Annotated in this window: 15 protein-coding genes and 1 pseudogene; 12 read left to right on the top strand and 4 right to left on the bottom strand. The window is 66.9% G+C overall.

Annotated elements, in window-relative coordinates; genetic code table 11:
* Positions 1-83: 83 nt before the first annotated feature.
* The 8 genes from aroQ to purD all read left to right on the top strand — a co-directional run bounded on the left by aroQ (position 84) and on the right by purD (position 7170).
* A complete protein-coding gene (aroQ, locus tag DCD74_RS12195) occupies positions 84-536 on the top strand; it encodes a type II 3-dehydroquinate dehydratase (protein WP_112927850.1) in 453 nt (150 codons plus the stop codon).
* 19 nt (positions 537-555) lie between these two features.
* Positions 556-1029 carry an acetyl-CoA carboxylase biotin carboxyl carrier protein gene (gene accB, locus DCD74_RS12190; protein WP_112927527.1) on the top strand — a complete coding sequence of 158 codons (474 nt, stop codon included), beginning with the start codon at positions 556-558 and terminating at the stop codon, positions 1027-1029.
* A gap of 10 nt (positions 1030-1039) precedes the next feature.
* Positions 1040-2407 carry an acetyl-CoA carboxylase biotin carboxylase subunit gene (gene accC / locus DCD74_RS12185; protein ID WP_112927849.1) on the top strand — a complete coding sequence of 456 codons (1368 nt, stop codon included), beginning with the start codon at positions 1040-1042 and terminating at the stop codon, positions 2405-2407.
* A complete protein-coding gene (prmA, locus tag DCD74_RS12180) occupies positions 2407-3327 on the top strand; it encodes a 50S ribosomal protein L11 methyltransferase (protein ID WP_112927526.1) in 921 nt (306 codons plus the stop codon). The genes accC and prmA overlap by 1 nt, the downstream gene beginning before the upstream one ends.
* Positions 3328-3336: 9 nt before the next feature.
* Positions 3337-3888: a DUF3426 domain-containing protein gene (locus DCD74_RS12175; protein ID WP_112927525.1), complete on the top strand. Its 552-nt coding sequence runs from the start codon at positions 3337-3339 to the stop codon at positions 3886-3888.
* A gap of 117 nt (positions 3889-4005) precedes the next feature.
* Positions 4006-4236, top strand: coding sequence for a DNA-binding transcriptional regulator Fis (gene fis / locus DCD74_RS12170; RefSeq protein ID WP_112927524.1), 231 nt, complete (start codon positions 4006-4008; stop codon positions 4234-4236).
* Between the two features lie 56 nt (positions 4237-4292).
* Positions 4293-5882, top strand: coding sequence for a bifunctional phosphoribosylaminoimidazolecarboxamide formyltransferase/IMP cyclohydrolase (purH, locus tag DCD74_RS12165; RefSeq protein ID WP_112927523.1), 1590 nt, complete (start codon positions 4293-4295; stop codon positions 5880-5882).
* Positions 5883-5889: 7 nt separating this feature from the next.
* Positions 5890-7170 (top strand): phosphoribosylamine--glycine ligase, encoded by a 1281-nt coding sequence (purD, locus tag DCD74_RS12160; protein ID WP_112927522.1) that lies wholly within the window; start codon positions 5890-5892, stop codon positions 7168-7170.
* A gap of 32 nt (positions 7171-7202) precedes the next feature.
* Here the strand turns inward: purD and DCD74_RS12155 are convergent, their stop codons facing one another.
* Together DCD74_RS12155 and DCD74_RS13240 are read right to left on the bottom strand one after the other, a co-directional pair.
* Positions 7203-8480, bottom strand: coding sequence for a peptidoglycan-binding protein (locus tag DCD74_RS12155; RefSeq protein ID WP_112927521.1), 1278 nt, complete (start codon positions 8478-8480; stop codon positions 7203-7205).
* A 45-nt stretch (positions 8481-8525) separates the two neighbouring features.
* Positions 8526-8777, bottom strand: coding sequence for an XAC2610-related protein (locus DCD74_RS13240; RefSeq protein ID WP_407072243.1), 252 nt, complete (start codon positions 8775-8777; stop codon positions 8526-8528).
* Positions 8778-9367: 590 nt separating this feature from the next.
* Here DCD74_RS13240 and DCD74_RS12145 point away from each other — a divergent pair.
* The 4 genes from DCD74_RS12145 (at position 9368) to DCD74_RS12130 (ending at position 12356) form a co-directional block, all read left to right on the top strand.
* Positions 9368-11254, top strand: coding sequence for an MFS transporter (locus DCD74_RS12145; RefSeq protein ID WP_112927519.1), 1887 nt, complete (start codon positions 9368-9370; stop codon positions 11252-11254).
* 64 nt (positions 11255-11318) lie between these two features.
* Positions 11319-11591, top strand: coding sequence for a CD225/dispanin family protein (locus DCD74_RS12140; RefSeq protein WP_112927518.1), 273 nt, complete (start codon positions 11319-11321; stop codon positions 11589-11591).
* Between the two features lie 55 nt (positions 11592-11646).
* Complete coding sequence (locus DCD74_RS12135; protein ID WP_112927517.1) at positions 11647-11916, top strand: CD225/dispanin family protein; 270 nt, start codon at positions 11647-11649, stop codon at positions 11914-11916.
* A gap of 5 nt (positions 11917-11921) precedes the next feature.
* Positions 11922-12356, top strand: coding sequence for a DUF2752 domain-containing protein (locus tag DCD74_RS12130; RefSeq protein ID WP_112927848.1), 435 nt, complete (start codon positions 11922-11924; stop codon positions 12354-12356).
* A gap of 4 nt (positions 12357-12360) precedes the next feature.
* On the opposite strand, the pseudogene nudC reads toward DCD74_RS12130, so the two are convergent.
* Both nudC and erpA read right to left on the bottom strand, forming a co-directional pair.
* Positions 12361-13231 (bottom strand): annotated as a pseudogene (gene nudC, locus DCD74_RS12125) (NAD(+) diphosphatase).
* A gap of 7 nt (positions 13232-13238) precedes the next feature.
* The gene (erpA, locus tag DCD74_RS12120; protein WP_112927847.1) at positions 13239-13613 is read right to left on the bottom strand and encodes an iron-sulfur cluster insertion protein ErpA; all 375 of its coding nucleotides are present in this window, start codon (positions 13611-13613) and stop codon (positions 13239-13241) included.
* Positions 13614-13641 lie beyond the last annotated feature (28 nt).

The raw sequence follows: 13641 nt of genomic DNA, 5'->3' as shown, positions 1-13641 counted from the left end.
TGAATTTCGCCCAACATCGGCGATCTGGACAGCATCATCGACATCACTCACACTGCCGCCTCCTGATGGCCCGGAACGGGACGATGCGCCGACTGCTGGTATTGCACGGCCCCAACCTCAACCTGCTCGGCAGCCGCGAGCCCTCGGTCTACGGCACCACCACGCTGGCCGAGATCGACGCCGCGCTGCGCGAACGCGCGGAACAGGCCGGCATCGCCATCGATTGCCTGCAATCCAACGCCGAACACGTGCTGGTCGAGCGCGTCCAGGCCGCCGCCCACGACGGCACCAGCTACATCCTGATCAACCCGGCCGCCTTCACCCACACCTCGGTCGCCCTGCGCGACGCGCTGGCGGCGGTCGGCCTGCCCTTCATCGAAATCCACCTGTCCAACCCGCATGCCCGCGAACCCTTCCGCCACCACAGCTATTTCAGCGACGTGGCGCAGGCGGTGATCGCTGGCTTCGGCGCGGACGGCTACCTGCATGCCTTCGACAGGGCGCGTGCCACGCTGGCCGCCCCTTCCTCCCCATAAAGCCCCCACGAGAGACGCCATGGACCTGCGCAAGATCAAGAAGCTGATCGACCTGCTGGAAGAATCCAACCTCAACGAAATCGAGATCAAGGAGGGCGAGGAGTCCGTCCGCCTGTCGCGCAACGGCGGCACGGTGGCGATGCCGACCCCGACCTACGTCGCCGCGCCCGCGCCAGTCGCCGCCGCGCCGATGCCGATGAGCTCGCCGGTTGAGGCCGCCACCGGCGGCAGCCCGCGCCCCGGTCCGGACCTGCCGGCAGGCACGGTGGTGCGCGCACCGATGGTCGGCACCTTCTATGCGTCGCCGGCGCCGGACAAGCCGGCCTTCGTCACCGTCGGCCAGTCGGTCAAGGTCGGCGACACGCTGGGCATCATCGAGGCGATGAAGATGTTCAATCCCATCGAGGCCGAAACCGCCGGCACCGTGCTCGCCATCCAGTGCGAGAGCGGCCAGCCGGTGGAATTCGACCAGCCGCTGTTCGTGATCGGCTGAGCCCATGCCGATGCTCGACAAGGTCGTCATCGCCAACCGGGGCGAAATCGCGCTGCGCATCGTCCGCGCCTGCCAGGCGCTCGGCATCCGCACGGTCGCGGTGCATTCCACCGTGGACCGCAACCTCAAGCACGTGGCCATGGCGGATGAATCCGTCTGCATCGGCCCGGCGCCGTCGGTGGACAGCTACCTCAACATGCCGGCGATCATCGCCGCCGCCGAAGTCACCGACGCGCAGGCCATCCACCCCGGCTACGGCTTCCTGTCCGAGAACGCCGACTTCGCCGAGCGTGTGGAGCAGTCCGGCTTCGTCTTCATCGGGCCCAAGGCCGACACCATCCGCCTGATGGGCGACAAGGTGGAGGCGATCCGCGCCATGCAGGCGGCCGGCGTGCCCTGCGTGCCCGGTTCCGGCGGGCCGCTGGGCGAGGATGGCGAGGAGAACATCCGCATCGCCCGCGAGATCGGCTACCCGGTCATCGTCAAGGCAGCCGGCGGCGGCGGCGGGCGCGGCATGCGCGTGGTCCACACCGAGGCCAACCTGCTCAACGCCATCGCCACCACCCAGAGCGAGGCCAAGGCCGCGTTCGGCAACGCCATGGTCTACATGGAGAAGTTCCTGGAGAACCCGCGCCACGTGGAGATCCAGGTGCTCGCCGACGGCCAGGGCAATGCCATCCACCTGGGCGAGCGCGACTGTTCGATGCAGCGCCGGCACCAGAAGGTGGTGGAGGAAGCACCCGCGCCCGGCATCACGCCCGAGCAGCGCGAGGAGATCGGCAAGGTCTGCGTGGAAGCCTGCATCCGCATCGGCTACCGCGGCGCCGGCACCTTCGAGTTCCTGTACGAGAACGGCCGCTTCTACTTCATCGAAATGAACACCCGCATCCAGGTGGAACACCCGGTGACGGAGATGGTCACCGGCATCGACCTGGTGCGCGAGCAGCTGCTGATCGCCGCCGGCCGCAAGCTGTCGATCAAGCAGAGCGACGTGGTGCTGACCGGCCACGCCATCGAATGCCGCATCAATGCGGAAGACTCCGACACCTTCATGCCCTCGCCCGGCCTGGTGACGCATTTCCACTCCGCCGGCGGCCCCGGCGTGCGCGTGGATTCACATGTGTACGAGGGCTATCGCGTGCCGCCGAACTACGACTCGATGATCGGCAAGCTGATCGTGCACGGCGCGACCCGCGAACAGGCGATCTGCCGCATGCGCGTGGCGCTGAGCGAGATGGTGGTGGACGGCATCAAGACCAACATCCCGCTGCAGCAGCGCATCCTGGCCGATGCCGGTTTCGCCGCCGGCGGGCAGAACATCCACTACCTCGAAAAGCGTCTTGCCGAGAGCAAGGAACGCTCGTTGAAGTTGGCCTGATGGCCTGGCTGCAACTCACCCTGCCGGTCTCGCAGGCGGAACACCCGCGTTACGAAGCGGTGCTGGAGGATGCCGGCGCGTTGTCGGTGACGCTGGCCGATGCCGATGCCGAGACGCCGGACGAAACCGCGATCTTCGAGCCCGGCGTCGGCGAGACGCCACTGTGGCGGCAGATGGTGCTGACCGCGCTGTTCGACGGCGACACCGACGGCGAATGGCTGCTGTCGGAGCTGCGCTCGGGCGATGTCGCGCTGGACTGGTCGATGGCACAGCTTGAGACCGTCGAGGACCAGGACTGGGAACGCGCCTGGCTGGACCAGTTCCAGCCGATGCGTTTCGGCGCGCGCACGTTCATCGTGCCGTGGAACCACGAATTGCCGGTGGAGGCACTGGTCGAAGACGCGGCGGTGGTGCGGCTCGATCCCGGCCTGGCCTTCGGCTCCGGCACCCATCCGACCACGGCGCTGTGCCTTGAATGGCTGGACACGCTGGCCGCCGAAGGCGTGCTGGCCGATGCCGACGTCCTCGACTTCGGCTGCGGCAGCGGCATCCTCGCGCTGGCCGCGTTGAAGCTGGGTGCGCGTCATGCGGTCGGCATCGACAACGATCCGCAGGCCGTCATCGCCACCACCGACAACGCCGAACGCAACGGGCTGGCCGAGCGCATCACGGTCCACCTGCCCGCCGATGCGCCGGCGCGCACCTATCCGGTGGTGGTCGCCAACATCCTCGCCTCCGCGCTCGACGCGCTGGCCGAAACGATCAGCGCGCAGGTCGCGCCCGATGGCTGGCTGGCGATGTCCGGCATCCTGCACGGCCAGGAGGACGAACTGCTGCTGCGCTATGCGCCGTGGTTCGACCGGCTGGAAGTCGCGCGGCAGGACGACTGGGTGCGGATCAGCGGGCGTCGCCGCGGTTAAGCTCCGCCCATGGCCGACGACACCGCTGCATCCACGCTCGATACCCCCAGCTTCGCCGCCAGCCGCGCTACCCAGGCGCGTGCCGGCAAATGGACCTGGCTGGCCTGCGGCGTGTTGCTGGTGACGCTGGCCACGATGCTGCTGGTCGCCGGCCGCGCATCGCTCGCTGCCGATGCACGCACGCGGCCGTTGGCCGACAGCGCCTGCGCCTTGCTCGGCTGCACATTGCCGACCTGGCAGGACATGGCCGCCTTCCGCATGCTCGAACACGATGTGCACGCCGATGCGTCGGTGCCCGGCGCGCTGCGCGTGCAGGCCGGCTTCCGCAACGACGCGCCGTGGCCGCAGGCCTGGCCGGACCTGGTGCTCACGTTGTCCGATGCCAACGGCCAGCCGCTCGCGCGTCGCGCATTGGCGCCTTCGGACTACCTGGATGCCGAGCATCCGCCCCTGATCGGTGCCGGCCAGACCGCCAGCGTGCAGTTCGCCGTGCGCGAACCCGACCGCGCCGCCGTCGCGTTCCACTTCGCGTTCCGGCCGCATCGCGCCGCCGCGCGCTGACCGGCCCATTCAGCGCAACCGCCCGCGACGCGCGCTAGACTGCGCGCCCGCCGGCGTTTCCCGCATGCCGGCGGCTCAAGGGGAAGTGAGCCAACCGTGCCGAACCGAACAGCCTTGATGCACACGCCACTGCGTGAGCATGTCTCGCAATCCATCCGCCGCTATCTGGGTGATCTCGATGGCTGCGGCGTCAACAACCTGCACGAGGTGGTGTTGCGCGAAGTCGAAGTCCCGCTGTTCGTCGAGGTGCTCAACCACTGCGAAGGCAACCAGAGCCGCGCCGCCGACCTGCTCGGCATCCACCGCGCCACGCTGCGCCGCAAGCTGCGCGAATACGGCATCGACTGAGCGGCCGGCCCGGGCCGGGGCCCTATAATTCGCGCTTTCCACCGCACCCGGCCGCTATGTCCCTGCAACCCGTCTTCGGCGACACCCGCCGCATCCGCCGCGCGCTCCTTTCCGTTTCCGACAAGACCGGCCTGGTCGAACTGGCGCAGGCGCTGGCCGCGCAGGGCGTCGCGTTGGTGTCCACCGGCGGCACCGCCAAGGCGCTGCGCGAGGCCGGGCTGGACGTGCAGGACGTCAGCGACCTGACCGGCTTCCCCGAGATGATGGACGGCCGGGTCAAGACGCTGCATCCCAAGGTCCACGGCGGCCTGCTGGGCCGCGCCGGCATCGACGACGACATCATGGCCGAGCACCACATCGCGCCGATCGACCTGCTGGTGCTCAACCTGTATCCATTCGAAGCGGTCTCGCGCAGGCCGGGCGTCACCTTCGACACGCTCATCGAGAACATCGACATCGGCGGCCCGGCGATGCTGCGTTCGGCGGCGAAGAACTTCGCCCGCGTCGCCGTCGCCACCGATCCCTCGCAGTACGGCGCGATCATCGAAGAGATGCAATCGAACGATGGCGCGCTCACCGGCCGCACGCGCTGGCAGCTGTCGGTCGCCGCGTTCAACAACGTCGCCCAGTACGACGCCCGCATCAGCGACCTGCTGTCCTCGCTCGGCGATGGCGGCGAGGTGACCAGCTTCCCGAGCCAGACCAACGGCAACTTCATCAAGGTCATGGACCTGCGCTACGGCGAGAACCCGCACCAGCAGGCGGCGTTCTACCGCGACCTGCAGCCGGCGCCGGGTTCGCTCGCCACCTTCACCCAGCTGCAGGGCAAGGAACTCAGCTTCAATAACCTGGCCGATGCCGATGCCGCGTGGGAATGCGTGCGCCAGTTCGACGCGCCGGCCTGCGTGATCGTCAAGCACGCCAACCCGTGCGGCGTGGCGGTCGGCGTGGCCCCGGGCGACGCCTACGAACTCGCCTACGCCACCGACCCGACCAGCGCATTCGGCGGCATCATCGCCTTCAACGTGAAGCTGGATGGCGCGACGGCGAAGGCGATCCTCGACCGCCAGTTCGTCGAAGTGCTGATCGCGCCCGACTACGACGAGGCCGCGCTGGACTACGCGAAGAAGAAGGCCAACGTGCGCGTGCTGCGCATCCCGCTGGCCGCGCGCAGCCCCGGCTTCATCGACGTCAAGCGCGTCGGTTCCGGCCTGTTGATGCAGAGCGCGGACGACCACGAGATCCGCCGCGAAGACCTGAAGGTGGTGACGAAACTCGCGCCCACCGACAAGCAGATGGACGACCTGATGTTCGCCTGGCGCGTGGCCAAGTACGTCAAGTCCAACGCGATCGTCTATGCGAAGGACGGCCGCACCATCGGCGTCGGTGCCGGGCAGATGTCGCGCGTGGTCAGCGCGAAGATCGCTGGTTTGAAGGCCGAGGAAGCCGGCCTGTCGGTGCCGGGCTCGGTGATGGCGAGCGACGCCTTCTTCCCGTTCCGCGATGGCATCGATGCAGCCGCGGCCGCCGGCATCAGCGCGGTGATCCAGCCCGGCGGCTCGATGCGCGACAGCGAAGTGATCGCCGCCGCCGACGAGCACGGTCTGGCGATGGTGTTCACCGGCATCCGCCACTTCAGGCACTGAGGTACGCATGAAAATCCTCGTCATCGGCTCCGGCGGCCGCGAACACGCCCTCGCCTGGAAGCTCGCGCGTTCGCCGCGCGTCGATGAAGTGATCGTCGCGCCCGGCAATGCCGGCACAGCGCGCGAGCCGGGCTGCCGCAACGTCGCGGTCAACGCGACCGACATCGATGGCCTGCTCAAGCTGGTGCGCGCCGAAGGCGTCGCGATGACTGTGGTCGGCCCGGAAGCCCCGCTGGTGGCCGGCGTGGTCGACCGTTTCCGCGCCGAAGGCCTGCGCATCTTCGGCCCCACCGCCGCCGCCGCGCAGCTGGAAGGCAGCAAGGCGTACGCGAAGGACTTCCTCGCCCGCCACGGCATCCCGACCGCGCATTACGCGGTGCATACCGATGTCGAGGCGGCGCTGGCCGACGTGCGTGCGAAGGGCGCGCCGATCGTCATCAAGGCCGATGGCCTGGCCGCCGGCAAGGGCGTGATCGTGGCGATGAAGTTGCCCGAAGCCGAAGCCGCGGTGCGCGACATGCTCGCCGGCAACGCGTTCGGCGCCGCCGGCTCGCGCGTGGTGGTGGAGGAATTCCTCGACGGTGAGGAAGCCAGCTTCATCTCCATGGTCGATGGCAGGACCGCGTTGCCGATGGCGACGTCGCAGGACCACAAGCGCGTCGGCGACGGCGACACCGGCCCCAACACCGGCGGCATGGGCGCGTACTCACCGGCCCCGGTGGTGACGCCCGACGTGCACGCACGGGTGATGCGCGAGATCGTCAACCCGACCGTCGAAGGCATGATCGCCGACGGCATCCCGTTCACCGGCTTCCTCTACGCCGGGCTGATGATCGATGCCAGCGGCGCACCGAAAGTCATCGAATTCAATGTGCGCTTCGGCGACCCGGAAACCCAGCCGGTGATGCTGCGGCTCGACAGCGACCTGGTCGATCTGGTCGAAGCCGCGATCGATGCCCGCCTGCACGAGACACATGTGCAGTGGAACCCGCAGAGTTCGCTCGGCGTGGTGATGGCCGCGCAGCACTATCCCGACACGCCGCGCACCGGCGATGTCATCCATGGCCTGGATGCGGCGCTGCCGCCGGACAGCAAGGTTTTCCACGCCGGCACCGGTTTCGACGGCCAGGGCAACGTGGTCACCAGCGGCGGCCGCGTGCTCTGCGCCTGCGCACTCGGCAACACCGTGGGCGACGCGCAACGCGCCGCCTACGCGGCAGTGGATGGCATCCAATGGGAAGGCGAATTCCATCGCAGTGATATCGGATGGCGGGCGTTGGGGCGTTGAGCGGATCGCGTGATAAATGGCACTGAACCGGTCTATCGCTTCAATACGCCTGTTTGATTGAGTTGAATTGACGCCTGCACAGCCTGAGTTTGCGGCCCATTTTCCACTCCACTCAGCGCCATCTCAGGCAGAGATGGATTGGACAGAGCGTCGTTCATCGCGATGCGGATGCGGTTGGCTGCGGGATCTGAAGACATCGACGGCCCTACGCGCAGGAGGCAGACGAAATCACCTTCCCTATGCGTTTCAGTTCGCTGACTCAACACCAGCCTGAAGTCATCCTGCGCGCTGAAACCATGACGCTTTGCTTCAAGGAAAGCAGCCGCACTTACTCGTCCACTCGATTCATCCCAGCGCTTGCCAGCTTCATGATCAAGCGCTTTCACGCACGCATCCAGCTTCCCTTGCAGGCGTTGATCTGATGGGGAAAAACCAGATGCGGCCGATTTCACTGACTGGGGCAAACCCCGTGACGGAGCGAGGTGCTCAAGACCAAGCGCCATGAGCGTCTGCGCATCCGCAACTCCATCGTGACCAATGCCCGTGCGTGCCTGGAAAGTCTTCAATGCATGCGCAGTCTCAGCCGAGAACACTCCGTCTGTAGTAACGCGCTTCCCCGAAGCACCCCGCAGACCCAACTCACCAAGCCTCACCTGCAATTGCTGCACCTCATAACCCCGGTCACCCGGCCCGATCTTTCCATCAGCAAGGGTTGTATTGCCGGGCATGGGACGTCGCTCAAGGCCTTCCTGCTCCAGACGCGTCACGATGGAGGGCAACTTTTTCTCCCAACTCAACACGTAGCCGGCAATCAACGCCGCCTTGTCGGTTCCATTGACGGTGCGTCGTGCATTGACATAGTCAGTTTGCTGGCCACCGACGTAGCTGTGCAGAGACTTGCCCGTGAACAGGCCACGCATCATGCCGACCACCAAAGATTGCGCACCTATGTGCGGATCAGTGGCGACCACATCGGGATTGGCGATCACGCGTCCTCCGAGCTCAAGTGCACGGTCCATCGCCGCATAGCGATGATCATGGGTGACCTGTACATAGCCACGGCCGAAGTAGTTCCGACCACCGCCATAGCCCCTGACAATGGCCTGCCGGGGACCGCCATACTCCCGGGCGGTTCTGAACTGATCACTCTCATGTTGCGCGGAAGCGAGCATGTACGCGATCTGCCGCTGATCCGAAATTCCATACTCAAGCGCCGTCCGGACGATCAGGTCGACGCTTTGCTGAGGCGTTAAACCGTATGCCCCAGCGGGCCGGGATTGCTGCAATTTCGATGACTGCCTGGCGTCCATGCTCCGCCTCCCTGCGGATTTCCGGGTTCGATGTTTTCCGAACGGTTATTCCTGTGGTGCAGCTCGCGCAACAAAAACCGGCTGATGTCCCTTCACGACAAAGACGTCGTCCCAATGCTCGCAGCAACCGCTTTTGCGGGGCACGCGAATCTTGTCCGCCGACACGCTGAACATGCCCAGGCTGCCTTCGGTCAGCTCCGAGAATTCCGGGCTGTAGACAAAGCCATGCCCGCCGGCTTGCTGAAGATAGATGCTGTACGAGGGCGATCCGTAACCACCGGCATTGCCTGTCCGCAGGGCGAAATCCTCGGAACCATCTAGATCCATGTCACCCACGATGAGCGTGGTGCCTGCAGCGCGATAGCTTCCATCCAGCGCACCGCGGTAGAGCATCGAGTCGGGGTTGAACTGAAGCTCCGGCACCTCGAACGTGAAGCTCTTCGCCTGCCCGACACCCGTCACGGTGATCCGTGCGCCTTCCGCGCATTGCGTGAACGTCGATGCCAGTTCCACGCAATGGTCGGCCTTTACTGAAATCTTCAACCCTTCCAGCGTGCTTTCGAACTGATTGGCCGAAGCACGTATCAACCGGGGAACACGGGCTCCAGCGCCTCCGGCATCCGCAACCTGGGTTTGATTGGGTGCTCTGGGCGCGACGCCATCCGTCGATGGCCCGACTTCAACAGCCGGCACCTGTTCGATGGTTGCAGGCCGGCATCCGGAGCCGATTGCCAGCCCCATCACGATCAATGCGACGCTTTTCATATGAATGCCTTCCTGGCTAGCGCGAGGCCTCGCGCCTCCGTGCCCGAAGGATGTTGAAACGGAACTGCCCCGGTCAATAGGAAAAGGTTTGACGCTATCCTCCGCCCAACCCCGGGGGACCCATGGCCCACAACCAGTTCGAACTGCTCCGCCAGCGCCGCTTCCTGCCGTTCTTCATCGTGCAGTGCCTGGGCGCATTCAACGACAACGTGTACCGGCAGGCGATCATCGCGCTGCTGTTCTGGCTGGGCGTGTCCACCGAGGAACGCTCGACCTACACCAGCCTCGCGCCGGCGATCTTCATCCTTCCCTATTTCCTGTTCTCGGCGCACGCCGGGCAGATCGCGGAGAAGCTGGAGAAGTCGCGGCTGATCCGCATCACCACGACGATGGAGATCGCGATCATGTCGCTGGCCGCGGCCGGCTTCGCGATCAAGTCGATGCCGCTGCTGCTCGTCGCGCTGTTCGCCACCGGCGTGCAGTCGACGCTGTTCGGGCCGGTCAAGTATTCGATCCTGCCCGGCGTGCTGCACAAGAGCGAGCTGACCGGCGGCAACGGGCTGGTGGAGATGGGCACGTCGGTGTCGATCCTCTCCGGCATGATCGTCGGCGGCTTGGTGTTCACCGTGGCCGGCGCCTATGGGCCCTACGCGGCCGGTGCGCTGCTGGTGGCGTTGGCGGTGCTGGGCAACTTCACCAGCCGCTTCATCCCGCCGGTGGCCGCGGGCGATCCCGATCTGCGCATCGGCTGGAACCCGGTCACCGAATCGCTGGCCGCGTGGCGGCTGGCACGCAAGCAGCTGGCGGTGCGCCACGCGATCCTCGGCGTGTCGTGGTTCTGGTTCATCGGCACCCTGCTCACCGCGCAGCTGCCGACCTATGCGGAAGTGAACCTCGGTGGCCGGCAGGAGCTCTACATCTTCGCGCTGGCGCTGTTCTCCATCGGCACCGGCGTCGGCTCGATGCTCTGCGAGAAGCTGTCCGGTCGAAGGGTGGAACTGGGCCTGGTGCCGCTCGGCGCGCTCGGCATCAGCGTTTTCCTGTTCGACCTGTACCGCGCGCGCAGCGGCGAGGCGATGCTGGCCGGCGTATCCATCGCCGAATTCGTCCACCTGCCGGGCACCTGGCGGATCATGCTCGACCTGGTCGGCGTGGGCCTGTTCGCCGGCTTCTACGTGGTGCCGCTGTTCGCGCTGATCCAGGGCCGCTCGCCGTCCAACGAGATGTCGCGCGTCGTCGCCGGCATGAACATCCAGAACTCCCTCTTCATCGTCGCGGCGGCCGGCCTCGGCATCGCCGTGCAGCGCCTGCTGGGCTGGACCATCCCGCAGGTATTCCTGGCGCTGGCGATCGGCAACCTGGTCGTCACCGCGTGGATCTTCACCATCGTGCCGGAGTTCGCCATGCGCTTCCTGGCATGGCTGATGACCTCCGCGCTCTACCGCATCCGCTGGCGCGGCGTGGAGGAAAACGTGCCGGAGGAAGGCGCGGCGCTGATCGTCTGCAACCACGTGAGCTACATGGACGCGCTGATACTGTCGGGCGTGATCAAGCGGCCGGTGCGCTTCGTCATGTACTACAAGATCTTCAACATCCCGGTGATGTCGTGGATCTTCCGCACCGCGAACGCCATCCCCATCGCCGGTGCGCGCGAGGACGCGGCGCTGATGCAGCGGGCATTCGATGAGATCGATGCCGCGCTGGCCGCAGGCGAAGTGGTCTGCATCTTCCCCGAAGGTGCGTTGACGAAGGACGGCGACATCGCGCCGTTCAAGTCCGGCGTGGAAAAGATCCTGGAACGCCGGCCGGTGCCGGTGGTGCCGATGGCCCTGCGTGGCATGTGGGCGAGCATGTGGTCGCGGCGCGATTCACGGCTCGGCCGGATGCGCGTGCCCCGGCGTTTCCGTGCGCATGTGGAAGTGGTGGCCGATGCGCCCATCGACGGCCACATCGCCAGCGCCGCGATGCTCGAAGACAAAGTACGTGCATTGCGCGGAAATGCCGCCTGACGGTCCATTCCCCTTGTTATGATCCTGACGCTTTTTGCGACACCTTCAATCACCGGGGAAATCCATGGCCAACACGCAAAACATTCCCAACCATCTGGTTTGGGCCATTCTTTCGACGCTGTTCTGCTGCCTGCCGTTCGGCATCGTGTCCATCGTCTATGCCAGCAAGGTCGATGGCCTGGCCATGGCCGGCGACATCGCCGGTGCGCAGGCCGCCTCGGACGACGCCAAGAAGTGGGCGATGATCGCCGCCGGCGTGTCGATCGGCCTGATGGTGCTCTACATCCTGCTGGTCGTCGTGATGGGGATTGGCGCCGGTATGAGCGGCCAGATGTGATCGCGATGCGGCCGGCTCCGGGTTCCGGCGCCGGCCGCATCTTTTGAATCTCCCCATGAGCCACATGCCCAGCCCCCCCGTTCCCAACCATCTGGTCTGGGCGATCCTGGCCACCGTGTTCTGCTGCCTGCCCTTCGGCATCGTGTCGATCGTCTATGCCAGCCAGGTCGATGGCCTGCGCATGTCGGGCAACAGGCTCGGCGCGATCGAAGCCTCGGAGAAGGCACGCAACTGGGCACTGGCCGCGACGTTCTCGCCGCTGGTCGGCCTGCTGCTCTGGGTGCTGTTCTTCGGCGGCCTGTCGGCGCTCGGCATCGTCCTGTGAGCGCCCTGCCGGCACTGCCGCTTCGCTGGCGCCGCGCATGGCCCACCGCCCTGCTCGGCGTGGGTGCGCTCGCGGTCGGCGCGGTGCTGCTGCGCTTCAACCCGAATGCCGCCGGCAACCCGCTGCCGGCCTGTCCCTTCCATGCCGTGACCGGGCTGTACTGCCCCGGCTGCGGCAGCACCCGCGCGTTGCATGCGCTGGTCCATGGCGATGTCGCCACGGCGCTGGCCATGAATCCCCTGCTGGTGATCAGCCTGCCGCTGCTCGCGTGGATGGCGCTCGATGCCGCTGGCCTGCGCCTGCCGGGCGCGACGCGCATGCGCGCCGTCATCGGCAACCCGAAGCTCTGGCTGGTGGCGCTGTGCAGCTACTGGCTCGCCCGCAACCTGCCGTGGCCGCCGTTCAACTGGCTGGCACCGGGCGGCTTTCCCGGCCTCTGATTTTCTAGGCGCGTTCGCCGTCGGCCCAGCGCTCGATCAGCCAGCGCGAGATCGACAGCGGCGGCGACACCCGCAGCGGCGCATCCTCGCGGTCTTCAAGCAGGGCGGCACGCACTTCGTCGCGGCTGAACCAGCGCGCGTCTTCCAGCTCGTCCTGCGCGGTCTGCGGCGCGTCGGCTTCGGCATCGGCCACGAAGCCCAGCATCAGCGAGCCGGGGAACGGCCACGGCTGCGAGGCCAGATAGCGCGCGCGACGCACGCGCACGCGGCTTTCTTCCCAGACCTCGCGGGCGATGGCGGCTTCAAGCGATTCGCCGGGTTCCACGAAGCCCGCCAGCGTGGAATAGCGCCGCGCCGGCCACGATGCCTGCCGGCCCAGCAGCAGTCGTTCGCCATCGCTGACGGCGACGATCACCGCCGGGTCGGTACGCCGGGTATTCGACGCGGCCACAGTTCGCGCAGTCGCCCTGCCAGCCGCCGCGCGAGAACGCCAGCGCCGTGCCGCAGCTCGGGCAGAAACGGTGGCCGGCACGCCAGTGCAGCACCGCGCGGGCCTGCGCGAACAGGGTGGACTGGAAGGCCGGCAGGCGCATCGCCGCGCCGCGCAGGTCGATGCGGGAGGCGGCTTCGGGGAAGGCATCGGCCTGCTGGCGGGCAAACCACGCGCGGCCTTCGCCGAGGCCCAGGAACACCGCCTCGGCCGGGGCGCCTGTTTTGATCTGCAAGGCGTCATCCGCCTCCAGCCGCACCTCGCCGCGTGCATCCAGCAGCAGGCAGGCGGCCTCGGCGCGCAGGGCGTCCAACGCGGCGGCATCGCCCCGCAATTCGTCGGCGCGGTCCAGCGGCGCATCGACGAAAGCGAAGCCGGGTGTCATCGACCGCTCAGACGGTGAACGAGGAGCCGCAGCCGCAGGTGGTCTTGGCGTTGGGGTTGCGGATGGAGAACTGCGCGCCGGCCAGGGTCTCGGTGTAATCAACCACCGCGCCCATCAGGTATTGCAGGCTGAGCGGGTCGACCAGCAGGGTCACGCCGTCGGTGACCACGGCCAGGTCGTCCTCGGACTGGTTCTCGTCGAACTCGAATCCGTACTGGAAGCCCGAGCAGCCCCCGCCCTGGATGTACACGCGCAGCTTGAGGTCGGCATTGCCTTCCTCGCTGATCAGCTCACTCACCTTGGCGGCCGCGGCCGTGCTGAAGGCCAGCGGGGCGTCCAGCTGCTGGTAGCCCGGCGCGGCGGTCTCATTCTGCGTTTCCATGCCCACAAGGATGGGGGCGGGCGCCGCG

This window comes from Lysobacter oculi (genome assembly GCF_003293695.1).
Classification (GTDB): Bacteria; Pseudomonadota; Gammaproteobacteria; order Xanthomonadales; family Xanthomonadaceae; genus Solilutibacter; species Solilutibacter oculi.
Note: the sequence above shows the minus strand (reverse complement) of the source record. Positions and strands in the feature narration are given on the sequence as shown.

Coding starts and splice junctions, on each gene's coding strand:
- purD (WP_112927522.1), top strand. CDS start 5,890: ATGAAAATCCTCGTCATCGGCTCCGGCGGCCGCGAACACGCCCTCGCC.
- accC (WP_112927849.1), top strand. CDS start 1,040: ATGCTCGACAAGGTCGTCATCGCCAACCGGGGCGAAATCGCGCTGCGC.
- DCD74_RS12175 (WP_112927525.1), top strand. CDS start 3,337: ATGGCCGACGACACCGCTGCATCCACGCTCGATACCCCCAGCTTCGCC.
- DCD74_RS12135 (WP_112927517.1), top strand. CDS start 11,647: ATGAGCCACATGCCCAGCCCCCCCGTTCCCAACCATCTGGTCTGGGCG.
- erpA (WP_112927847.1), bottom strand. CDS start 13,613: ATGGAAACGCAGAATGAGACCGCCGCGCCGGGCTACCAGCAGCTGGAC.
- purH (WP_112927523.1), top strand. CDS start 4,293: ATGTCCCTGCAACCCGTCTTCGGCGACACCCGCCGCATCCGCCGCGCG.
- accB (WP_112927527.1), top strand. CDS start 556: ATGGACCTGCGCAAGATCAAGAAGCTGATCGACCTGCTGGAAGAATCC.
- DCD74_RS12155 (WP_112927521.1), bottom strand. CDS start 8,480: ATGGACGCCAGGCAGTCATCGAAATTGCAGCAATCCCGGCCCGCTGGG.
- fis (WP_112927524.1), top strand. CDS start 4,006: ATGCACACGCCACTGCGTGAGCATGTCTCGCAATCCATCCGCCGCTAT.
- DCD74_RS12140 (WP_112927518.1), top strand. CDS start 11,319: ATGGCCAACACGCAAAACATTCCCAACCATCTGGTTTGGGCCATTCTT.
- prmA (WP_112927526.1), top strand. CDS start 2,407: ATGGCCTGGCTGCAACTCACCCTGCCGGTCTCGCAGGCGGAACACCCG.
- DCD74_RS12145 (WP_112927519.1), top strand. CDS start 9,368: ATGGCCCACAACCAGTTCGAACTGCTCCGCCAGCGCCGCTTCCTGCCG.
- aroQ (WP_112927850.1), top strand. CDS start 84: ATGCGCCGACTGCTGGTATTGCACGGCCCCAACCTCAACCTGCTCGGC.